The following is a 23,119-nucleotide window of genomic DNA, read 5'->3' on the forward strand; positions in this document are numbered from 1 at the left end:
CATCGGCACGCACCGATCCTTCAACGAGCAAGATCATCATGGACAACACCTTCCTCTCGCCCCGCCGGCAGTTTCTCCGCCGCTGTGGGCTGGGCGTCGGATCACTGGCGCTGGCCGACATGCTGGCCGGCCCGTCGGCTAACGCCGGTTCAGCAACCCATTTTCCTGCGCGCGCCGAGCATGTGATTCACATCTTTCTTAATGGTGGCATGTCGCAGGTGGATACCTTCGACCCGAAACCAGAACTGACCCGCCGATCCGGGCAGATGTTGCCGTTTGATAATCTGCAGACCGAACGCAAAACGGGCGTCGCCCTGGCGTCGCCGTTTCAGTTCCAACAGCACGGTGAATGTGGGATGCCGATCAGCGACTTGTTCCCGCGAGTCGCCGAGTGTGCGGACGAGTTGGCTGTGATTCGTTCCATGTACGCCGAATTGCCCAGCCACGAAATGATGCTGATGTTGATGAACACCGGCCATTCCCGTTTGGTGCGTCCCAGTTTCGGATCGTGGCTGACCTGGGGCATGGGCAGCGAAAATCAGAATTTGCCCGGGTTTGTGGCCCTGTGTCCGGGCGGATTGCCGGTCGCGGGTGCCGGCAACTGGCAATCGGCGTTTCTGCCCGGCAGCTACCAGGGCACGTTGGTCGACACGGCTCAGACGGATCCGACGAAACTGATTCGTCACATTCGCAACGAGCGGATGTCAAAGTCGGATCAACTCGCTCAGCTGGAGATCTTGCAGGCACTCAATGCCAGGCACCTGGCGGAGCGTCCGCGCGAAGCGGATCTGGAAGCACGGATCCAGTCCTTTGACCTCGCCTACCGAATGCAAATGGAAGCCACCGACGCTTTCGATACTAACCAGGAACCGGAACACGTCTTGAGGCTGTACGGTGACGGGATTCAAAATCGCCAACTGCTTCTGGCACGGCGTTTGGTCGAACGCGGTGTGCGATTCGTGCAAGTCTGGCACGGCGCCGGTCAGCCCTGGGACAGTCACAACAACATCAAGGACGCCCATCGCACGGTGGCAAGCCAGTGTGATCAAGGGATCGCGGGCCTGATCAAAGATCTCAAGCAACGGGGGCTGCTGAGCAAGACGTTGATCCTGTGCAGTGGGGAATTCGGACGCACGCCGTCGGTTGAACTGGGGCAAAACGGATCGGGCGCAAGCCAGGGACGCGATCATAACCACTGGGGTTTTTCGCTTTGGATGGCAGGCGGGGGCATCAAGGGGGGGACGATCTACGGTGCGACCGACGAATTCGGCTTCAAAGCCGTCGAGAACCCGGTTTCGGTGCATGACCTGCACGCCACGATGTTGCATTTATTGGGCTTCGATCACGAACGTTTGACGTACCGATATGCGGGCCGCGATTACCGTCTGACCGATCTGTCGGGGCACGTCGTCGACGACGTCATCGCGTCCCTACCGCTGCACGCACCACTCGATTAACGGCTTCAGGGTGCTGGATTGCGTTTCGATCTTCAGTCTGTCTTGCGAATGCCTCCGGACAAAATCCAGCGATGCGGTGATCGTGTCCTGTTCCGCTGCGGTTCCCCGGTGCGTGCTCGGCTGCAACAAGGCGACACGACGCGGTGCGATGCTGGCCAGCAAATCGGGCAGGTCGTAGGCGGTTAACGCGGCCGCGACCAGCGAGTCGGCGTTCACGTCATATAGCGGATGCGTGACGATGCTCTGGTAGTCCAGCAAGGATTCGACCAGCACCAACCATTGAATCGCAGGTTCAAACGCGGCCGCGTGCAGCAGCGCCGGCCCCACGTCGCCGATGGCCACGGCTCCGATCTGGTCGGGCTTCACGTCCTCGCGGTTTTGTAAAAACTGGAACACGCGAATTGCGTCGCCGGCGTTGATCCCCGCCACGCTGCGGCCGGACATCAACGCATTAAAAAAAGGTTGCACCGGGGCGTGTCCCCGCGTGAAGCGATAGCTGGTTTCGCCGTATCCCAACAAGTCGGGCGCCGCGACGATGTACCCGTTATGCACCAGCTCCTCGATGACGCCGCCCACCGCCGCGTCGCTGGCCTTGCCCTGGTCATGCGCGTAAATGATCGCCGGCCGTGGGGGCCGCGGTGCGTCGTTCTGATCGGGGACGAAGACCAAGGTGGGAATCACGGTTTGGCCCTCGCCTGGCAGCGCCCACTTTTCCACCCGATAACCCTCGCGTTGATATTGCCCCCGAAAGACCGGAACCGCCGAGGGTTGGAGGGCACGGTAGCCGGACAACCGTTTGGCGTCATTGACCACCTTGGGCAGGTGCTGCGAAAGATCTTGGCGTTCGGCTTCCAGCTGCTTCAGCAAGGGCTGCGTTTCCCGGCGGTTGATGCTGAACACGGTCTCGCTGCTGAGTGCGGTGGAAACCTGTCCCGTCTCGGTCACCGTCAATTCGGCTTCCGATAAAAACGGATACGCGACCTCCTGTGCGTTGCCGGGGAGTTGCAAGAAGCGTTGAAAAAACGCAAAAGTGGCTTCGTTGTTCTGCTTCGTAAAGCCGTGTTCAAAGTCGTCTTCGACGTGATCAAAATGCTGGGGATGGCCGAGTGCGTTAAAAGCCCGCCGCACTTCTGCCGCCGTTTCGCGGGCGCCCTGGATGCTGAAAAAGTCGCGTGTCGTGGTGACTTGCAGGGTCGGCTCGGGCGCTCGCACTTCCAGCAGATCGGCATGATCGATGCCCAGCAGGGGACCACGATAAAATACCTGTTCTGCGTCCTGCGGTCCGATCGACCCCAACAGCCGGCTGATGCTGGTGATGAACCCGGTGGGCGCCACCGCGGCGACTCGCGGGTCCACCGCCCCGATGTAGCTGCTTTGCGTGCCCCCGCCCGACAAGCCGGTCGCTCCGATGCGATCCGGATCGACCTCGGGGCGGGTCAACAGATAATCGATCGCGCGAATGCCATCCCAAGTGAAGTAGCGGGCGATCGACCGCCCGGATAGAAAACACTGGACCCCGGCATGCGAATGCTCTTGAGTTGACCCACCGACGGTCGATCGACCAGTTGCGGGATCGACATACTGCAACCGTTCGCCCTGTCCTAGCGGGTCGATGGTGAACACCACAAAACCCTTGTGCACCAGATTCAGGATCACGTTCTGATAGATGTCTCGCCGGAATGCTTGAGCGGAATGTCCGATCACGTCCAAAATCGCGGGTCCGCGGCCGGAATGTCCCTCGGGGATAAACAATGCTCCGGTGACGAAGAAGTTTGGCATCGATTCAAACACGATCTTCTCGACCCGGTAGCCATCCTTGTTGATGACGCCGGTCACACGGGCATTGAGTGGAGAGCGGTCGGGCCAGGGGCCGAGAATCTCGTCCAAGGTCCGACGCACCTTGGCCTGCCGCTGTTGCCAATCCTCGGATGTCTCGAGATCAGCGATTTCTGCTTCGCGTGCTGCCAGGCAATCGCGGGTCAAACCGTTCAGATGATGCACCAACATCAACCCGGGATCACTCCAGTCGATCCACTGCGCGGTGTTGTCGGTCCTGCCGCCCAAAACCGTCAGATTTTCAGCCGCCTGAGACGCGGCAACGGGAAACAGTAACACGAGCCAGATTGTTTTGATCATCGGTGTGGTTCAAGGAGAGCATCTTGGAGCGGGGTCGGGCGAATTCTATCAGATGGAAATGCTGGCGGGGCTCAGAACCGGTGACGCGGTTCAGCTATCCGCCGTTCAGTCGGGCCGATGGATCGCGCTGAATGCCTTTCATACCGCGTTGGAACAAGGTTTCTTGCCATGACGTTGACAATGCCGAGCATTCGGCGAGTCGAAGGTCGTCTTCGGAAGACCGAGGTTTGGCGTACATCACCGCTATTGCCCATGCGACGGTGAATTCAGGGAACGGGCGTTCGATCAGTTCAACGGGCTGTCCCGCTGTGATGGTGCCTTGTTCCAGGACACGGAAATACCAACCTGTGCGTCCGGTCTGTTGCACCCGCACGGCCAGCTTGGGCAATTTCCAATAACGGGCCAACTTCCAGCAGGGTTGTCGAGGCTGCGAGATCTGTAACTTGCAGTCGCCGATCCGCACGATATCGCCGATGCAGCAATCCGCTTCGCTGCATCCTACAAGCGTCAGGTTTTCACCGAAGCTGCCGGCGCAAAACGGTACGTCGGGAAACTCTTGTTTCCAGCGAGCGTAGTGCATCGCGGAATAGGCGAGCACGGCCTTGTCGGGACCGCCATGATGTTGCAAATCCGCTTGCTTGTCACCGGCGATGTTGGTCACGCCGACTTTGACGTTCCCCACGACCGGTTGTTTTTCGATTGCCGATGTCCACGGTTTGGCCGAATCGTCCGCGCCTTCGTAGCGACGCGGGCGACCGACCTGGATGGACTCAATCTGTCCAAGAATCATTGCTCTACTTTAACGCCGACAAATCGGCTCCGTGGTTGATGTGGAAGACCTGGCCGTCGATCACCAGTGCGGGGACGGACCTGACTCCCGATTGTTCGGCTTCGGCGACACGGTTGCTCTGCTCGCCCAAATGAACCTTTTCGACGGGTTCTTTCAGATGGTTGGCCACGGTCTGTTCGGCACTGACGCAGACGGGACAACCGGCATGGTAAAAAACGGCTTTCGACATGATCTTCTCCAAAGGTGGAAGGAATCGCGGCGACGGTGGAAGCGGGAGGTCCGCCGACGATCCTTCCGCACTTAGGAGTCGCGAGCTCGCCCGTCTTGAAGTGCGTTGAATTGCAGGAACCGACGCCGTCGCGAACGATTTGTGTGTTGCGAAGCAAGGGACATGCCCCCGTTCGTGCCCGAGACGTTTTCGTTGATCTCCTGATAGAGCAGGTTGGGGTTCGAGGGACACAACAGGGGTTGAACCCGTAAGATGTCGTCAGGAACACGCGTGTTTTCTACGGACTTTGTCGCGGCGAGACTTCCAGCGGTACGGTTGCTCCATTGCCAAACGCATCAAGCTTCAGTGTTTTATCGGCCCATTCGAGACGAAGGACATACGATTTCCCAATCACTTCGGTCGCTCCGCCTTCAACGACAAGTGCTGTTCCCTCATCAATGCCGAGCCCGATCAAATCAGGATGTTGACGCAGGGCAGCAATCGACCGAGCAATCCGGTTGCGTTTCAGGAAGTGCTGGTCGATGATCGCTTCGGGAAGGAGCCCCAATCCGGTCGAGATCTTCGGTTCGGTTTTGCCGCCAATGATCATCACTCGGGATTGAATCGCGGCACCTGCGGAAGTTCCTCCGATCACGCCTCCTCGCATCAACAGACGTTGCAATTCAGATTCAACACGCGTCTCCAAGTAGGCTTCCGCGATTCGCTGTTGAGATCCTCCGTCAAACCAAACCGCGGATGCCGTCTTCAACGGCTGCACAAACTCGTCGGTTGATGCGACGTCGGGATCCGTCGTATGCAATACCCGAACATCACTAAATCCCCGAGCCGACCAGAGTTCTTGAGTCGCGTTCAGGTCGATCTTTCGCTGCGAAGCCGTGGGGATCACGATCAATTGTGGTTCTTTTACCGGATGTACACCCTCAGCAAGTTCACGAAACCTATCAAATACCGAATCAGGTAGAGACCCTCCGCCACAAATCACAAGCTTTCGAATCTCCGGATTTTCCTCGCCGAATGCTAAATCGGGAGCGAAGCAACCTTGAACAAACACAAAAACTAGGAAAGCGAATCGGTTTTGCATCGATCTACCGGGAAGTGGGGGGCGTGCCGCGATCATAGTCAACCGCATGCCAAAATGCTGCACCTGATCGGTTTCGTTGCACCGCGCGTGGTGCTTGCGATAGACTGTTGTACCCACCTCACGATCCTACCCAGTGACCGATCATGAATTTTGCGCGACGCATCGCAGCTTTCATCACCGTTGCCGTCTGCCTGTGCGGTGTCAGTCCGGTGACCGCGCCCGCTGAGGACTCCGTTCATTCGGCTCACTCGAACCAACCACTGGACATCGCTGCGGTGTACAAAGAGAAGTGCCAGCGATGCCACGGCGCGCACGGTCAAGGAACCAACGATGGCTACAGTAAACCGCTGCGAACCGATCGAGCGATCGAGGAAATCACCAGAGTCATCGAAGAGACGATGCCGGAAGAAGCTCCGGAATCTTGCGTTGGTGAAGAAGCGACGCAATTGGCACGCTACATCCGCGAGGAATTGACAGATGGAAAGTCCTCCCATGCGGTGCCGAAACTCACGCGTCTGACGGTGGCACAGTACCGCAATTCGATCGCCGATCTGCTGGCCCACTTCACGCCGCAGCCGGAATCGGAAAGCCCAAACGGACGCGACCGCGGACGCTCGCGCGGCAACGCGGTCCCCGGGCTTCGCGGAGAGTACTACCAGTCCGAAGGCATGAACAAGGCGCATCGCCTGGGTCACTACCGCAGCGAAACGCGACTGGAGTTTGACTTCGGAAGCGAAGCCCCTGTCCCCAGCCTGCCTGCGGACCAGTTTGCGATCATTTGGCAAGGCAGTTTGATTGCCGAACACACCGGCGAATATTTCTTTCGTTTGACCACCGAGAACGGCGCCCGCTTGTACCTGAACTTCGACCCGCGTCCCAACACCGGTTCGCTTCGCGATGATCGTTCGTCGGGCGACAACGAAGCCTTCATCGACGATTGGGTCGGCTCGGGGAAGCGACGTGAGAAAAGCGCCAGCATGTTTTTGCTAGGCGGACGCAGTTACCCGATCCGGCTGGAATTCTTCAAATATCTGGAAGACCGTGCGTCGGTCAAACTGGAGTGGAAACCGCCCCACGGAACGTGGTCCGTGTTGGATTACAACCACACCTCGACTGCCGAGTCGCCACGGACGTTTGCGTGTGGCGTGCCTTTTCCGGCGGACGATCGCAGCCTGGGGTTCGAACGCGGCAGCTCGGTCTCCCCGCAGTGGCAAACCGCGGTGATGCAAGGTGCGGTGCAAACGGCAAGCGAAGTGGTGTCGCGTCTGCCGCTGCTGGCGAATTTGCAGACGAACGAAAGTCGCGCCGAAGCGATCACCCGCTTCGTGCATGAATTCGCCCAAGTCGCTTATCGCCGCCCCCTGCATGACGACGAATCTGTTTTACTTGCGTCGTTGATCACGGCCGATAAGAACGATCTGGAATCTGGCGTGCGAAAAGCCGTTGCACTCGTGCTCTTGTCGCCGCACTTCTTGTACCCCGACCTGATCGATTCGACCGCAGCGGCTCTCTCGCCGGAGCAGCGTGAGCGGCTGGCACCATGGGGCGTCGCTTCCAAGCTGTCGTTTGCGTTGTGGGATAGCCTTCCCGATCGGGATCTGGTCGCGGCGGCAGAATCCGGTCGGCTCGACTCACCCGAGGGGATCGAGTCTTACGCAAGTCGGATGCTTCGCGATCGGCGTGCGAAATCAAAGTTACGACGTTTTTTCAGTAGTTGGCTGGAGATCGAAGACCGCGATCTGTCAAAAGACACGTCGTTGTACCCCGAATTCGACGATGCGGTTGTCGCTGACCTGCGTCGCTCTCTTGAGCTGTTCATCGACAGTGTGGTCTGGAGTCGTGACTCCGATTATCGCCAGTTGCTGCTCGCCCCGCACTTGATGTTGAATGAGCGTTTGGAAGCCATCTACGCTCCCAGCCGAGCACAGGAGCAGCGTGGCGCCAGCGGCGAAGAAATCAAACGTCTGGCCAAGCGTCGCGAGTTCGCGTCTGCGTTCCAACCGGTTGATTTTGACAAAAGCGAACGGTCCGGGATCCTGACACATCCCTATTTGATGAGCGCGTTTGCCTATCACAATAATACCTCGCCGATTCATCGAGGGGTTTTCTTGACACGGAACATCGTGGGGCGAGCGCTGAGTCCGCCCCCGAATGCGATCGCGTTTGATGAGGACAAATTTCCCGACGATTTGACGATGCGCGAGAAAGTCACGTTGCTGACGCGGGACACTGCCTGCATGGCCTGTCACAGCGTGATCAATCCACTCGGGTTCACGCTCGAGCATTTCGACGCCGTTGGTCGGTGGCGAAAATCGGACAACGCGAAACCGATCGATAGCGAGAGCGATTACACGACCACCGACGGCGAGACCTTGCGATTGACCAACGCCCGTGACGTGGCGGAATTCGCCGTCAACAATCCGGCCGCCCATGTGGCTTTCATCACCCACCTGTATGAGCATCTGCTTCAGCAAAGCGCCCACGAAGCCGGCCCTGAACGATTGAACCAGCTTCGCGATGCTTTCGCCAAAGATGACTTCAATATCCAGAAACTGTGCGCCCGATTGGCTGTTCTGGCCGTCGACGGCGCGGGATCTTCCAACGCCCTGCTAACCGAGAACGCTCGATGAACCGATCCTTCGAAACCCGACGTCGCTTTTTGCGTGACCTGGGAATTGGAACCGCGGCGTTACCCTTTCTTTCCGGCCTCAGTAGCCTGCAGGCAGCGGATTCCAATGCGGAAACCAAGACATGTCCCAAACGGCTGGTGATCATGTTTTCGCCCAACGGGACACTGCCCGACGAGTTTTGGCCGGACGCCTTTGATCCCCGCGGCGAACTGCAGCTGAAACCGATGCTTGCCGCGCTCGAACCGTTCCGCGATCAAACACTGTTGTTGAAAGGGGTGAACAACCAGGTCGGGGGCGACGGAGACAACCACATGCGTGGAATGTCATGTCTGTTGACGGCCCGACAGCTGAATCCGGGAAACATTCAAGGCGGGGGGCACACGCCAGCGGGATGGGCCAGCGGGATCTCGATCGACCAAGAGGTTCGCAACCATTTTCAATCCAGCGATCAAACCCGTACGCGGTTCGGGTCTTTGGAATTCGGCGTCGCCGTCCCCGACCGCGCGGATCCCTGGACGCGGATGTGCTATGCGGGAAGCGATCGCCCGCTCGCGCCGATCGATGATCCGGAGCAGATGTTTCAAAGGTTGTACGGCGGCGCCCAAGATCGACAGACGGTCGCGAGTGTCCTGGATCATGTCAGCGAAGATCTGGCCAAGCTGTCGCGGAAGCTGAGTGCAGCGGACCGCCAGATGCTGGAGCAACATCTGGAAAACGTGCGGCAGCTGGAAACACAGATTGCGGCGGCCGCATCGGATTCGGAACTGGTCCATCCCGAACCCGAAATCGATCCGAACATCGAGTTGGTCAACGACAACACGCCCGAGATCAGCCGCATGCAAATCGATCTGATGGTGAACAGCCTGGCGAACGATTTAACGCGAGTCGCGACGCTGCAGTTCATGCGATCGGTCGGGCAGGCCCGGATGCGGTGGCTGGACATCGAAGAGGGGCATCATTCGCTGTCACATGAACCCGACGGCGATCAGCAAGCGCACGACAAGCTTCGCCGGATCAATGCCTGGTTTGCCGGTGAGCTTGCGTATCTGGCGAAGCGACTTTCCGAAATCCCCGAACCGGGACGCGACGGCGAGTCCTTGCTGGACAACACTCAAATTGTTTGGTTGAACGAACTCGGGAAAGGTAACTCCCACACGCTCGACGACATTCCGTTTCTGCTCGTTGGCGGGGGCGCCGGACTCAAGACCGGTCGGGCGATCGATTTCGGTGGCGTCCCCCACAATCGATTGTGGATGTCGCTCGCGCATGGGCTGGGGCATCAAGGCCTGACGTCATTCGGCTCGCCAGATTTCTGTGCCGATGGGCCGTTGGACCTCACGAGCTAGTGCGCGATCACCTCGCGCCCGTGGAGTCGCGGAACTCGCCAATGTTCGGTTGATTGACCAGGACGCGGCGAGCAAGAAACGCAGCAGGTCCACTCGCTTGCGCTTCGGGTTTTTGCTGTCCCGTTCACGACCCGTCGGTCGGATACTCTCCGAGTCGCCGTTCCAGGTAACTGTCGGTGTCGGATTGAGGGTTCTGCCAATACGCTTTGACTTCATGAATGACTTTACCGTCAAGCTCGAACACCAGTGGCCGCGATGTCATGCGTGAGAGCGTGTACGTCCAACTGTCGGCTTTGCCTTCGGGGTTCGGCGTGTGGCGAAGCAGGACCAGTGCTTCCGGGTCATTCGTTTCGGCGAATCCGAAACACATGATCAATGAACCATCGGATGGATCGGACCACTGAACCAGCGGGTTGGTCAACAGGCGCAACTGCTGTTTTTGGTCTGGATCGTCGACTTCGTGCATCGACACCATGAATCGACGGATCAGTTGCCGCATCGCCAGCGTTTGCCGCCTCGGGGCGGTGACTTTCGGCAGGCGGACATTCAGCGGGACATTGATTTCTGATTCTTTCTTTGGGGTCCAAGTTCGCCGCAGACCGAGGTCGCAAGTCAATGGAACCGATGTCAGCGATGCAAATTCGCAGAACACGTTCCCGTCTCCGCGGACGGACAGGGCGCCCAAGACAGCCGGCTTGGAATCGTGTCGCCACAAGAAAACCACGCCGTCGGTGAAAAAGTTTCGAACCGGGTTGCTGTACCGCAGGACGGGACGCTCTTCCAGCGTGAGTGATCGGTCTTGCTGGCCGGCAAGCGATAGTTCGTAGCCGCGAGCCTGACGGGTCATATACTCCAGGCGCTGTTGCCGTTCCTGTTCCCGTGCGTCGGTCGTTTCGTCAGCGCGCAGCGGGGTGATTGCAATCGTACTGGTGAGCAGCGCCAGACAGGCGGCGAAACCGAAAGCGACACGAGACATGCCATTCATACCGGGCCTCGACTCTACGTGGGGAACGAAGTGTCGCTTCAGAATACCACAGCCCCCGTCGTGCGCGGCTCTCCCACGGGCTGTTTCGCCCCGGTTTTCGGGGTGACTCTGCCGGCTGCCCGCTGCGCGGTCAGCGGAGAACAGTTGAGACAACGGTTCTACACTTTCGGTGCCCAAATCGTGCGCCGGCGAGGATGCCTTGCCGAGCCCCTTCTGTGCACCGATGTTACGGTTTGGTTGCGGCGACGACGCGGATGATCTCGTGCTCCACTTCGTATCGGCAACCGACCTTGGCGAGGGCCATTTTTAGAACGCTGCGAAGACTCACGTTCTGGATGTCGATCTTGACCGATGCGTCGATGGGGACGCCGGCCTGCTTTAGATTTCGTCGATCCAAGAGGATCGGGACGTGATGTTTCTCCGAAAGTTCCGACAGGAACTTCTCCAGCGGGACATCGTCCGCTTGGACAGACGTTTTGGTTGATAGCACCCCCTGCAGGAAGTCTTCGACGCGGCGGCTCTCCGGTTGGTTATGTTCATTATCGCGATATAGCGTCTGCCGATTCGCTTCCGTCATTTTCGCGATGACAGAAACGACTTCCCCAGAATCAGGTCGCTTGAGTTTTAGCTTGACAGACTCACCTGGAAAGTGCCCCTGACTCCAAAAGACCTGGACCAAGTCTTCACTCAATCGTTTCTTCCAAATCTTCCCAAATTGTGCTTGGGCCTTATTGACCAAATCATCGATCGCGAAATGGTCGATCTGAAGCAACTCGTATTGTTGGGACTGATACGTGACCAGGATCTGATTCTCGTTGAACTCCATGCGAGTGAACGGGGAGAGTTTGGGAGGTTCAGTGCGCTGGAGCTCAGTGCGCTGAGACTCACTGCGCTGGAGCTCACTGCGCTGGAGCTCACTGCGCTGAGACTCACTGCGCTGAGACTCACTGCGTTGGGGCACTTGAGCCACCGTGTCGGGCGTTGTGTCGGCGGCGCCGGACTTCGTTTCGACGATCTTGGCCACCCGTGTTGCCCCGCGTTTGATGACCACCGAATCGTTCTTGATTTCAAAGCCATCGGCCGCGCCAGCGATCTCAATGACATAGGCGCCGGACTTCACTTCGATCGAGGCCCCGTCTTGGGTCACCGTCAATTCTTTGACAACTTGGTCTCCCTGTCGGACAACGATGGGCACGTTGGTATCGGCGAAACTTTCGATTTGGAGCGTTCCCTGGTCGGATTGAAAGATGATGATGGTGGCCGCCCACACGAGGACGGCGAACAAGCCCGCGGCAAGGATCCAAGGCAGTGCCCCGCCGGTTTTGCGACGACCGGCGGGCACGCGTTCCGGGAGAGGAATCGCCGGTGCGTCCTCCGATGCCTGGGGTCTGTTCGGGGCCAGCAGGTAGGATTGCCAGCCTTTCAATAGCTGGGCGACTTCGGACGAACATCGATAACGCTGGTCCGGGTGCTTGCTTAGCAGCCGCATCACGATCGAATCGAGCCACTCGGGGACATCGGCGTTGATGTCCCGCAGCGATCTGGGGACGTCATTGACGATCCGATTGAGCACGCCCATCGTCGTTTCCGCTCGAAAGGGGCTGCGACCGGTGAGCATGAAGTACATGACGCTGCCGAGCGAGAACAGATCGCTGCGGTGGTCGATCGAGTCGCCGTGCGCTTGTTCCGGCGACATGTATTGCGGGGTGCCCGCGATTACGCCGCTGCGTGTCATGCTGGCATCGTCGACCGCTCTGGCCAAACCGAAGTCCGTGATTTGAACGCGCTCGACACCGTTTTCGAGCAAGATGTTTGCCGGTTTTATATCGCGGTGGACCAACCCCTGTTCGTGTGCCGCGGACAGGCCGTCTGCGATTTGAGCCGCAATGCGGACGGTTCCGATCAGCGACAACGGCCCATCCTGATCGACACGTTGCTGCAAACTCGGGCCTTCCACGACCGGCATGACCAAATAGGGCAGCCCATCGTACTCATCCACCGTTTGAATCGGAACGACGTGCGGGTGGACGACCGCCGCGGCACTCTTGGCTTCTCGAGAAAACCGCCGGCGAGCCGCGGCGGAGGTGGCCAGCTCGGGCGCCAACACCTTCACGGCGCAGAGGCGTCCGAGTGAGGTGTCCAGGGCCAGCATCACGATGCCCATCCCGCCGCGACCGAGCACGCGCTGGATCTCAAAGCGTGCAAAACGCCCGATCGAATCGGGATGGTTCGATGGCTTCAAGAAACGCGTTGCCCCGGATCGCTCGATTTGCTCGGTTGCCCCACTTCTTGACGTGGATTCAACCGTGAACTCTGCCGCGGGTGTGCGAAGCAGTTCACCGGCATCCCCCCAGGTCAATTGCGTTTCAACCATCTCCTCGACCATGGACTGACAATTCTCGCACGATTCGATGTGTGCGGTGATTTCGTCTGTATCGGAATCCAAACGGTCGTGCAGAAAGTCGTTCAGTGTTTCACGATCGTAGTGCATGTGTGCAATCATCCTTCGGTCTCCCATAACTCTGACAGGCGTTGAACTTCTTCTTGCAAACGTGCAAACACGCGGCACTTTGCCATCCGCACGGCACCCTCGGATTTTTCCAGTGATGCCGCGACGCTGGAGATCGATTCGCCCTGGACCGCCGTCCGCCAAAACGCGTGCCACGTGTCGGGTTCGAAATTCGGTCGTACCCGATCGGCGGCAACGTGAAGTTGCTGACGCCGGAGTTCGTAGGCAAACAACGTGGCTGTTTCGTTTTGCCGATCCGGTTGTTGCATCAACAACTGCTGAATCTGGCTGTCGCCCGACCCCACCGGCCCCTTGGACCGCGTCAAGTGGTTGACGACCAGATTACGTGTGATGCGGAACAACCAGCCGCGAAACGAACCGCGCCCACGCGTTTCAAACGTCGACAATGACCGTCTGACCGCTGTGAAAACCTCTTGCGCCAGATCCTCCGCGTCGGCATGCTGCACGCCCTTGGCCCGCGCGACCCGAACCACGAGCGGCCGATAAATCGCGACAAACTCCGCCCAAACCTCGTCCGAAGCCGGTTGGTTCAGCTTGCCGATCAGTGACGCTCGTGTTTCTGGACCCTGCAACATCGATTTTCTCCTACCTAGCAAACACGGCCCGAATCACCGTGTCACAGCAGAATAAATAAAAGTACCGAAAAATGCAGACCGGGACGGGGCCGATTGCTGTCCATGACGTGGTAGTCAACTCGGTGCTGCCCGTCATGCCAGATTCTGTCACGCCAGAGTCGATGTCGCAATTCATTACCCCCGTGTCGTGTCCGCTCCTCGATCCTCGTGACCGATCAACCTAGAACGTGTTCTCAAACGCGATATCGAGACAGGTGGCCGTGACGTGTTTCGTTCCATCCCAGGTTCCAAGATGCGTGCTTTGAAATGTATTGGAATCCGATCAACACGGCTTGCGGTGGGAAGGCGATGAACGAAAACGAGGTCGATTTGGAAAGCCCCGGCAATCACAACGAAGCTCCATCAAGTGACGCCACCAAGCAAACGCATCGTGTGGTGCCGTCGCACTATGTCTATCCGTTTGTCCTCGTCACCACCTTGTTCGCGCTCTGGGGTTTTGCCAACGACATCACCAATCCGCTGGTCCGAGCGTTCAAAGAGATCTTCCTGATCAGCAACGCTCAAAGCAGCCTGGTCCAGTGGGCGTTTTATGGCGGTTACGCCACGATGGCGATTCCCGCGGCGCTGGTCATCCGCAAGGTTTCCTACAAGTCGGGAATCATCATCGGGCTGCTGCTGTACGCCGTCGGAGCCCTGCTGACGATCCCGGCCAGCGTGGCGATGAATTTCAATATCTTTCTGGTCGGGTTCTATGTCTTGACGTTCGGATTGGCATTTTTGGAAACAACGGCCAACCCTTACATTCTGTCGATGGGCCCCAAAGAAACGGCGACCCAACGATTGAATCTCGCCCAAGCATTCAACCCGATCGGTTCGCTGACCGGAATGGTCGTTGCCAGCATGCTGATTCTGCCAAGCCTGGAGGTGGCCGAGTTTCGCGAAGCGGAAAAGGCGGCCCATCCGGAATACGCAACCATGCTGCCCAGCCAAGTCGATGGCTTGATCACATCCGCCATGGAAGCCAGTGCGCAGGCCGATCCCGAAGCGCATCAGGCGATGGTGGCGCACGATCTGGACGTCGTGAAAACGCCCTACGTCGTCATCGCGGTGATCGTCATCGCAGTGATGCTGATTTTCATCTTTTCAAAGTTACCCGACACGGGACACGAAGAAGACAAGATCGAATTGCTCCCGTTGATGAAGCATCTGTTGACCAGCGGGCGATACGTCGGCGGCGTGATCGCCCAGGCGTTTTACGTCGGCGCCCAGATCATGTGCTGGACCTTCATCATTCACTACGGCATGACGCTGGTGGGGCTGAGCGCGGCCCAGGCCCAGAATTACAACATTCTGGCGATGAGCATTTTTCTGGCCAGTCGGTTTATCTGCACGTTCATCTTGCAGTACCTCCGCCCCGGATTGTTGCTGGGGATTCTGGCGGTCGGTGGTGGCCTGTTGACGTTGGGGGCGATTTTCTTGCAAGGCATGACCGGACTGTACTGTCTGGTCGGTGTTTCGGCCTGCATGTCGCTGATGTTTCCGACAATTTACGGCATCGCCTTGACCGGATTGTCGCCCAATGACGCCAAGCTCGGTTCGGCCGGTTTGATCTTCGCCATCGTCGGCGGCGCATTCATGCCACGATTCCAAGGCGCCCTGATCGACGGTGACGGCATGACGATCGCCGGCCAAGCACTGGAGTCGGTGCGTGTCTCGTTCTTTCTCCCTTTTGTTTGCTTTGTCGTGATCGCAATCTTCGGATTCTCGGTCAATTTTTTGGCCGCAAAGAATACCGCAGAACCTGCATCGACCTGACCCGACCCTCCACTTGACACCGGCCTGTCAAAGGGCCGAACCAAACGTTCCCCCTGCAATGAACACTCAAACCAATCTGGACGAACTTCTTTCCCTTTCCCGCTTCCTCGGCGAAGAACATCGTGGACTGGCGATGTTAGGCGAAGGCAACACGTCGGCGCGAATCGACGAGGAAACGTTTCTCGTCAAAGCCAGCGGCAGTTGCCTGCAGACACTCGCCGAAGACGACGTCGTTGCCTGCCGGTTCGACAAACTGTTGCCGATGCTGGAGTTGGACGCACTGAGTGACCAGGAGATCGAAGACCACCTGCTGGCCTGTCGCGTCGACCCGGAATCCAAAAAACCATCCGTCGAGACGCTGTTTCATGCCTACCTGCTATCGCTGCCGGACATTCGATTCATCGGGCACACCCACAGTATCCCGGTCAACCAGATCCTGTGTTCGCCGCGGGCCGAAGAGTTTGCCACCCGTAAACTGTTTCCCGATGAAGTCGTTTGCTGCGGTGCCCAGTCTGTGTTCGTGCCCTACACCGATCCCGGCCTGAAACTGTCACAATCCATTCGCGACAAGACGAAGGCATTCATGGACGAGTTCGGCGCGCCACCGAGAGTGATTCTGCTGGCCAATCACGGATTGATCACGCTGGGCAAGACCCCCGGCGCGGTCAAAGCCGCGATGCTGATGGCGCACAAGTCGGCGGAGATCTTCGTCGGTGCATCGGCGTTGGGCGGGCCGGTGTTCATGAGCGACGAGGACGTCGATCGCATCGCCAACCGGATTGACGAACATTACCGGCAACGGGCGTTAAAGCTTTAACCGATAACAGTCAGAGAGATCGTGCCAGCAAGGTCAGCCGAGGACGCAGATCGAGCCGAACATGGCTGGCGAAGTCGACCGTAGCGTTCTAGTTCGAAAGTCGCCGGTGCTTGATCCCCACGGCAAAATGTTGGGCGTCATCGCGGCGTTTTCGGATGTGACGGCACATGAGGTCGCACAGGCTGACTGCGAGTTGGTCGATGGTGGACGGCTGGAGAACGTGGACATAACAAGGATTGTGATCGAAAACGTGGACACCCCGGTTTTCGTTCGTCTGGGCGACCGCGGCAATACCTACGGCAACCGCGACCAGAAAGCCCCGGTCGGGAAATTGAAAAACGTATGCGTCCGCGACGTGGTCGCTGAAGTGACGATCGAGGATCGGGCCAAGGCGACGGAGGCGCCGTACAAAGGACTGAAGGTCGACACAACGCCTGGCGTTACCGACAAAGAGAAGTCCAAGGCGGGGCCGATCATGATCACCGGTATTCCAGGGCACCCTATCGAGAACGTTGTCTTGGAGAATGTGACGATCTCGTATCCGGGGCACGGAAATGCCGCGGACGCGAAACGGGACGTGCCGGAGGATCTCGACCGCTATCCGGAACAGTTCTTCTTTGGCGTCTTGCCCGCTTGGGGCGCGTACATCCGCCATGCGAAGAACATCGAATTTAAGAACGTCCAACTGACGCTCCGTGGTACAGACGAACGCCAGCAGATCGTGTTGGAGGATGTGGAGGGTTTTGTGCAGCACTAGCAGTCTAACCGCAGCTTCGTTTTCGATTGGGCTGGACAGTCGCCGTCCTCACCGAGGTCGGCGCAGGGCAAAGCTTCCTGATTTCGCGCACGCCGAGTTCGGAGAACACGGTGACACTCGCAGCGCATCATCACGTACGCACATTGAGTTGCGGTAGACAACCGGTCCTGCGTTCTACATTCGATGGTCGGGTTCATGGATGGTTTGCGAGACGGTCTCGTCGTCTTCGATGACATTTCGCGCCAGCGGTCCGAATGAATCGCCGGGCTTGAAAATGATCGTGCCGCTGCGACGCGTCACGACGTACAGGTGGTCGCCGATGATGATCGGGCTGGATGAACCGGTCCCGGGTAAATCGACTTTCCACGCGAGATTCTCAGAGTTGCTCCACGTGGTGGGGACGACGTCGCTGGATCTTGCGGCCCCCTCCGGTCCCAAAAACGCAGGCCAGTCTGCGGCGGGGAGCTGATTTGTAGCAGCGAATAAGCAGATTGCGGCAATCAGTGAGCGGGGCATGGCGTTCCGGTTCCTTGATGGGGGGCTGGCGCGGGCCGATGGATCGAGACGGAGGAAGCGGAGAACATTCAGCGTCCGGTTCGGAACGTTCTCAACTCGAAGTTCAATGCGTTGTTTTATGGGTCGACGGGCCACAAGATTCACAAGACGGACCGGGTTCGGTTGCTTATGCGCGTCACCTCCGCTGGCCGAGTCGTGCGGTCTATAAGTCGTTGATTCTAAAGGTCTCTTGCGAATCCCTCTGGCCGGATTGAACCACAGGGAGGTCGATTGCCCACGGATGGCAGCGCGATCCCACGGATCCCAGACCGCATCACATCCGTGGGTTCGCGCTGCCATCCGTGGGCATTCCTGCCAGGAGGATTGCTTGCCAAGAACCGCACGGACTCCACACGGGAGGGCCATGCGGTGGTGTTGATGCCGAAGCACCATGACGCCGAATTACCGTGGAACTGTGACATTTTGACGCCGCAATTTGCCTTTCATAGAGCCCCACGCCTCTTGGCTCCTTCGCTTCCCCATCGTTTCAACAAGGTGTCTCCATGGCTCAAAAACGATCCAAGACGCGGCGTCGGCTGCGAACCGAATCGCTTGAATCACGTCAGTTGCTGGCGGCCAATCTCTTTCACAACGAACTGATGCCCGAGGATGTCAACCAAGACGGGCAGGTTTCGGCGCTTGATGCGTTGGCCGTGATCAACGAAATGAGCCGTCAGACGCAGGGTTCTGGGACCGTCGACGGCCGATCGAACCAGCAATCAGACCAGCGCGGTCCCGGACGCATGACGGATGTCAACAACGACGGTCGCGACTCGGCGCTCGACGCGTTGATGGTCATCAATCGCCTCGGCCGCGACAACGCAAATTTCGGCAATCGCGATCCCGACTCGGACACTCCGACCGACTCACCAACGGACGAGACCGATCAACCGAACGACGACGAAGATGACGACACCCTTTCCGACGAAAGCTCCGACGTGGTGCTTGCGTGGAACGATCTATTCGGTGAGATTTTGGCGGATGCCGAGGCGACGCTGCAAAACCCCGGCTACGCGTCCCGCTCCATGGCGATGCTGAATCTTGCCATCTACGATGCGGTCGGCATCGCGACCGACGGATCCGACGCCGACACGTTTTATGACTATTCGATCGACCCCAGCGGCGATGCCAACCTGTCGGCAGAAATCGCCGCAGCACAAGCAGCCTACACCGTGCTAAGCAGTTTGTATCCCGCCCAACAAGAAACGCTTGATGCGTTCTTGGAGTCCAGCCTTGCGGGATCCGTGTCCGACCGAAGCACCGACGCAAGTCGGACGCTTGGCAGCGAGATCGGGAGCACGATTCTGGCCATTCGCGCCAATGATGGTTCCGACGTGATCGGCCAGTATCAGTACACCGATGAAGCAGGGTACTTCCAACCCGATCCGCTCAGTCCCGATGTCCCCGCTTGGGGGCCGGCGTGGGGCGAGGTCGACACCTTTGCGATCGGTTCGACCGAAGCGTTCCTGCCCGCTTCGCCACCCGACCTGACCAGCGAGGAGTACGCGGACGCCTACGATGAAGTCCTGGAGTTGGGTTCGGTCGATAGCGAGGTTCGCACGGACGATCAAACCGAGGCGGGTCTGTTCTGGGCCTATGACCGCGTCGGGCTTGGCACGCCGCTGGCACTGTTCAACGACGTCTTGCTCCAGATCGCCGAACAACAGGGCAATTCGATGGAAGAGAATGCGGCGCTGTTCGCCCAGGCGTCGGTCGCGATGGCCGATGCGGGGATCGTTGCCTGGGACACGAAGTTCGGCGAAGAATTTTGGCGGCCGGTCACGGCGATCCGCGCCGGCGATAGCGACGGAAACGAACTCACTGAAGGCGATGTCGACTGGACCCCATTGGGCGCTCCCAATGGCGAAGACCTGACCGGATTCACTCCACAGTTTCCAACCTACATCTCCGGCCACGCGACCTTCGGAGGCGCGTTGTTCGCAACGCTGCAGGAATTCTATGGCACCGACGACATTGCCTTTGAATTGACGTCGGTTGAATTGGAATACTTGATCGAGAACCCTGAGTTGCAGGCCGCATATGGTATTGAACTGGACGACGCGACGCGTTCGTTCAGTTCCTTTAGCGAAGCGATGGCCGAGAACGGCCGCAGTCGAGTCTACCTGGGCATCCACTTCAACTTCGACGACACCGTGGGGCAAGACGTGGGCAGCGCGATCGCCGCCGGCGTGGCGGATGAGTTCTCCGTCGCGGTGAGCGATGACGCGGCCCGAAACAACGACCCACAGAAAAACGGAAACGGCGGACGCCAACAGGACGGCAATCGCGACAAGAGCAACCGCATCGCGTCGGTCGATGCTGCACTGACCGACGATGGCCTGTTGTTCTAAGGATGTCGTCCGCCGCTCGTCCTATGTAGCTGCCTGCGCCAGAAGCTGGATCCCAAGTGTGCTCCACGCCCTGGCGAGCGTCGCCAGGTCAATTCCTATTGCTCCCTACAGCGGACGTTCGGGCCGGCCGCCAAACCGCTCGCCCGGTTGGCCTTCACCGGGCCTTGGTCCGAATGCCTGTCCATGCGCCGGCCCGGCTTGTTGAAGCTGAGTTTCTTGTTCGTCGGTCAAGATCGCTGCGAGCCGCTTGTCAACGTCGGCTTGCAGTGCGGCCAGTTGGCGTGATTGACGGTCGGTCAGGTTCAGCGAGGCTGCGATCGGTTCAGGTAACACCTGCCCCGGTTGAGGCGGCGGTCCGGGATGTCCGCCTGGTTCGCCTTCACCTCCGGCACGAGGCGGTGGACCGCCCGCGCCGAGCAACTGCTGCGGCTGGTTGAACCCTGGCTGCATGCCTTGCGGTGGCGGACCACCACGTCCGCGTCGATCTCCACGAGCCATGGTCTGCATCGCCGTCGTCAACTCTGCCTGGGTCACGCTGCCGTCCCCGTTCGTGTCGGCTTGTTGAAACAGCTGGAAGATCATTTCGGTGGGCGGACCGCCCCGCATCCCGCCTTGTTGTCCACCACGACCGGGCGGCTGGGCGAACAGAAGACCGGGAACCAAAACGATTCCGGAAAACACGGCACCTTGGACGCTACGACGGACCATATCTACTTCTCCACTAAACTGGTGCTTTGCGATTGATTTCGAGCATTGATGTCGGCAAGCTGATTGCCCGACGGGTGACAATGCGTCGTCTCCGCGCGACAGGGGCCACGCTTTTTCGGATTTCTCTGTCGCAAAACCCTGACCCCATGTCGCATTCCGTTCTCGCGACGACAGCTTGATCGACGACGATAAAGCGGATGAACTTGGGGACTTCAGCGACCGCGACCGGGGCACGTCAGATTCCTCGTTGTCCCGCACGCTTCGTCACCATCACCGGTGGTTGGACACGCACGTCAAATCTAAGCGACGGCGTTCAGCGGCGCGGCGTCGCCTGACGCACTGCTGACATGTCTGTCCATCGAACGGCCCCATCGCCCTCTCCCAAACGTCTCGGCGAATCAGGATAGAATGGAGCCCCCTTTGTATCGTTCGGATTCATGTTCATCGGCGCATGGAACGAGAACTTGTCTGAACCATGATCGCTATCGCTGCGATCCAATTTCCCCACGACGTATCGACATCCAATGAAAGTCAACTCCCTTGCGTTCCTGGTCTGTTTCTTCTTGCCACTGATGACCGTTTCCATCAGTCACGCAGCTGACACTCCCCCTAACGTCGTGCTGGTTTTTGCCGACGACCTGGGCTACGGTGACCTGGGGTGCTACGGGGCAACCAAGGTGCAGACGCCGAACATCGACCGCTTGGCCAAAGAAGGGCGAATGTTCTCCGACGCTCATTCCGCGTCCGCGGTTTGCACGCCTTCGCGCTACGCCTTGTTGACCGGCGAGTATCCGCTCCGCGCCAACGGTGGTAAAGGCGTGTGGGGACCGGCGCCGGTGACCAGCGGATTGATCGTTGACACCGATAAATTGACCACGGCGGACGTTTTCAAAAACAACGGCTATAAAACGGCGGCACTGGGCAAGTGGCATTTGGGGTTCGGTGAGGGGACCAACAACTGGCAGGAACCGCTGCGTCCCGGCCCCTTGGATCTCGGGTTCGATTACTACTTCGGACTACCCGTGGTCAACAGCGCCCCGCCGTATGTCTACGTCGAAAATGATCGCATCGTCGGCGGTGACCCGGCCGACCCGCTGGTCTATCTCGGCCGGGGCCAACACAAGGACGCAACGCCGATCACCAAGATTCCCCCCGAAGCCTCGCAACGCACGCCTAACATGTTCAAAGGGGCGGTCGAGGCTCACAAACACTACAACGACTACACGGTCGGAACGGTCTTGGCGGGCAAGGCGGTCGACTGGATCACCGCCAACAAGCAGAATCCGTTCTTTCTGTACCTGGCCACGACCCACATTCACCACCCCTTTACCCCCGGAGAAAACTTTCAGGGTTCAAGCCAAGCGGAGCTCTACGGCGACTTCATCCAGGAATTGGACTGGATGGTCGGGCAAGTCACCAAGTCGCTCGAGGAGCATGGTTTGAGTGACAACACGCTGGTCATCTTCACCAGCGACAACGGCGCGATGTTGAATCTGGGTGGCCGCAACGCGGTCAGGGCGGGACATCGGATCAACGGCGATCTGCTGGGATTCAAGTTCGGTGCCTGGGAAGGCGGTCATCGCGTTCCGTTCATCGCCCGCTGGCCCGGCAAGATTGCACCGGGCAGCAAGTCGGACCAGTTGATCTGCAACGTCGACCTGCTTGCCACGTTTGCGGCGTTGGTCGGCAAGGACCCCGAATCGGTGGAGAACAAAGACAGCATCAACATGCTGCCTGCCTTGCTGGGAGATCCGTCCGAGCCGCTTCGCGAAGAGTTGCTCCTTGCGCCGCACAAGCCATCGCACTTGGCCATCCGCAAAGGAAAGTGGTTGTACATCGGGGCGCGGGGCAGCGGCGGATTTAGCGGCAGCAAGGAACACCAACACGCCTGGGGCGGACCGCCGGCGACGGCGTTTGTCGGCAGCGTAAACAGCGACATCGAAAACGGCAGGTACAAGCCGGACGCGCCGCGCGCCCAACTCTACGATTTGCAGAACGATGTCCGCCAAACCCAAAACGTTTACAACCGATTCCCCGAGGTCGTGAAGGAAATGGAGGCATTGTTGGAAAGCTATCGCCCCCAAAAGGCGGCAGCAAAGAACCCAAAACGAAATCGTCAACCGAAGGTGACCAAGCAATGAGCGCGGTCGCTCGCTCTGACGTAGCTACGCTCGCCAGAGCGTGGAAAGCGCCTGGAATCCACTTTCTGCCAATGGATGTCGATTGTATGACTGCAACTTTTGGCACCCCCTCCAAATTCTCTCCCTCTGGGAGAGACGGCGTTTGCGCAGCAAGCAAACGCCAGAGAGGGCCCGCGCCGGAAGCGTCATTTCCGCCCCCGAATCACGAAAGTCTTG

The 23,119-nt window shown here is 58.8% G+C and carries 17 protein-coding genes; 8 read left to right on the plus strand and 9 right to left on the minus strand.

Annotated elements, in window-relative coordinates; all coding sequences use genetic code 11:
- Positions 1-38 precede the first annotated feature (38 nt).
- Entirely contained in the window at positions 39-1,457 is a 1,419-nt protein-coding gene (locus tag Mal15_RS11285) for a DUF1501 domain-containing protein (RefSeq protein WP_147867853.1), read from the plus strand.
- On the opposite strand, the gene Mal15_RS11290 is transcribed toward Mal15_RS11285, so the two are convergent.
- From Mal15_RS11290 to Mal15_RS11305, 4 genes are all read right to left on the minus strand, one after another.
- Complete coding sequence (locus Mal15_RS11290) at positions 1,431-3,593, minus strand: alpha/beta hydrolase family protein (RefSeq protein ID WP_147867854.1); 2,163 nt, start codon at positions 3,591-3,593, stop codon at positions 1,431-1,433. The two genes, Mal15_RS11285 and Mal15_RS11290, sit on opposite strands and share 27 nt — an antisense overlap.
- A gap of 94 nt (positions 3,594-3,687) precedes the next feature.
- Complete coding sequence (locus Mal15_RS11295; protein ID WP_147867855.1) at positions 3,688-4,383, minus strand: MOSC domain-containing protein; 696 nt, start codon at positions 4,381-4,383, stop codon at positions 3,688-3,690.
- Between the two features lie 4 nt (positions 4,384-4,387).
- Positions 4,388-4,612 carry a glutaredoxin family protein gene (locus tag Mal15_RS11300; RefSeq protein ID WP_147867856.1) on the minus strand — a complete coding sequence of 75 codons (225 nt, stop codon included), beginning with the start codon at positions 4,610-4,612 and terminating at the stop codon, positions 4,388-4,390.
- A 277-nt stretch (positions 4,613-4,889) separates the two neighbouring features.
- Positions 4,890-5,741, minus strand: a complete 852-nt coding sequence (locus Mal15_RS11305; protein ID WP_315854298.1) for a cyanophycinase — start codon at positions 5,739-5,741, stop codon at positions 4,890-4,892.
- A gap of 95 nt (positions 5,742-5,836) precedes the next feature.
- On the opposite strand from Mal15_RS11305, the gene Mal15_RS11310 reads away from it, so the two are divergent.
- Together Mal15_RS11310 and Mal15_RS11315 are read left to right on the plus strand one after the other, a co-directional pair.
- Positions 5,837-8,323 (plus strand): DUF1592 domain-containing protein, encoded by a 2,487-nt coding sequence (locus Mal15_RS11310; RefSeq protein WP_147867858.1) that lies wholly within the window; start codon positions 5,837-5,839, stop codon positions 8,321-8,323.
- Positions 8,320-9,669 (plus strand): DUF1552 domain-containing protein, encoded by a 1,350-nt coding sequence (locus Mal15_RS11315; protein ID WP_147867859.1) that lies wholly within the window; start codon positions 8,320-8,322, stop codon positions 9,667-9,669. The genes Mal15_RS11310 and Mal15_RS11315 overlap by 4 nt, the downstream gene beginning before the upstream one ends.
- 124 nt (positions 9,670-9,793) lie before the next feature.
- On the opposite strand, the gene Mal15_RS11320 is transcribed toward Mal15_RS11315, so the two are convergent.
- The 3 genes from Mal15_RS11320 to Mal15_RS11330 form a co-directional block, all read right to left on the minus strand.
- Positions 9,794-10,645, minus strand: a complete 852-nt coding sequence (locus tag Mal15_RS11320) for a hypothetical protein (protein ID WP_147867860.1) — start codon at positions 10,643-10,645, stop codon at positions 9,794-9,796.
- 235 nt (positions 10,646-10,880) lie between these two features.
- The gene (locus tag Mal15_RS11325) at positions 10,881-13,145 is read right to left on the minus strand and encodes a serine/threonine-protein kinase (RefSeq protein WP_233903404.1); all 2,265 of its coding nucleotides are present in this window, start codon (positions 13,143-13,145) and stop codon (positions 10,881-10,883) included.
- Between the two features lie 8 nt (positions 13,146-13,153).
- Positions 13,154-13,759: an RNA polymerase sigma factor gene (locus tag Mal15_RS11330; RefSeq protein WP_147867862.1), complete on the minus strand. Its 606-nt coding sequence runs from the start codon at positions 13,757-13,759 to the stop codon at positions 13,154-13,156.
- A gap of 348 nt (positions 13,760-14,107) precedes the next feature.
- Between Mal15_RS11330 and fucP the strand changes: the two genes are divergently transcribed.
- The 3 genes from fucP (at position 14,108) to Mal15_RS11345 (ending at position 17,148) form a co-directional block, all read left to right on the plus strand.
- On the plus strand, positions 14,108-15,574 hold the full coding sequence (fucP, locus tag Mal15_RS11335) for an L-fucose:H+ symporter permease (protein ID WP_147867863.1): 1,467 nt from the start codon (positions 14,108-14,110) through the stop codon (positions 15,572-15,574).
- A 58-nt stretch (positions 15,575-15,632) separates the two neighbouring features.
- Positions 15,633-16,391: a class II aldolase/adducin family protein gene (locus tag Mal15_RS11340; protein WP_147867864.1), complete on the plus strand. Its 759-nt coding sequence runs from the start codon at positions 15,633-15,635 to the stop codon at positions 16,389-16,391.
- A 61-nt stretch (positions 16,392-16,452) separates the two neighbouring features.
- Positions 16,453-17,148: a glycoside hydrolase family protein gene (locus Mal15_RS11345; protein ID WP_199773845.1), complete on the plus strand. Its 696-nt coding sequence runs from the start codon at positions 16,453-16,455 to the stop codon at positions 17,146-17,148.
- Between the two features lie 174 nt (positions 17,149-17,322).
- Here Mal15_RS11345 and Mal15_RS35005 read toward each other — a convergent pair whose 3' ends face one another.
- Complete coding sequence (locus Mal15_RS35005; RefSeq protein WP_199773846.1) at positions 17,323-17,664, minus strand: PQQ-binding-like beta-propeller repeat protein; 342 nt, start codon at positions 17,662-17,664, stop codon at positions 17,323-17,325.
- 542 nt (positions 17,665-18,206) lie between these two features.
- On the opposite strand from Mal15_RS35005, the gene Mal15_RS11355 reads away from it, so the two are divergent.
- A complete protein-coding gene (locus Mal15_RS11355) occupies positions 18,207-20,054 on the plus strand; it encodes a dockerin type I domain-containing protein (protein WP_147867865.1) in 1,848 nt (615 codons plus the stop codon).
- Between the two features lie 105 nt (positions 20,055-20,159).
- Here the strand turns inward: Mal15_RS11355 and Mal15_RS11360 are convergent, their stop codons facing one another.
- Positions 20,160-20,762: an EF-hand domain-containing protein gene (locus Mal15_RS11360; protein WP_147867866.1), complete on the minus strand. Its 603-nt coding sequence runs from the start codon at positions 20,760-20,762 to the stop codon at positions 20,160-20,162.
- A 524-nt stretch (positions 20,763-21,286) separates the two neighbouring features.
- Between Mal15_RS11360 and Mal15_RS11365 the strand changes: the two genes are divergently transcribed.
- Positions 21,287-22,903 carry a sulfatase family protein gene (locus tag Mal15_RS11365; protein ID WP_147867867.1) on the plus strand — a complete coding sequence of 539 codons (1,617 nt, stop codon included), beginning with the start codon at positions 21,287-21,289 and terminating at the stop codon, positions 22,901-22,903.
- Positions 22,904-23,119 lie beyond the last annotated feature (216 nt).

The sequence above is a fragment of the Stieleria maiorica genome, assembly GCF_008035925.1.
In the GTDB taxonomy this organism is placed as follows: domain Bacteria; phylum Planctomycetota; class Planctomycetia; order Pirellulales; family Pirellulaceae; genus Stieleria; species Stieleria maiorica.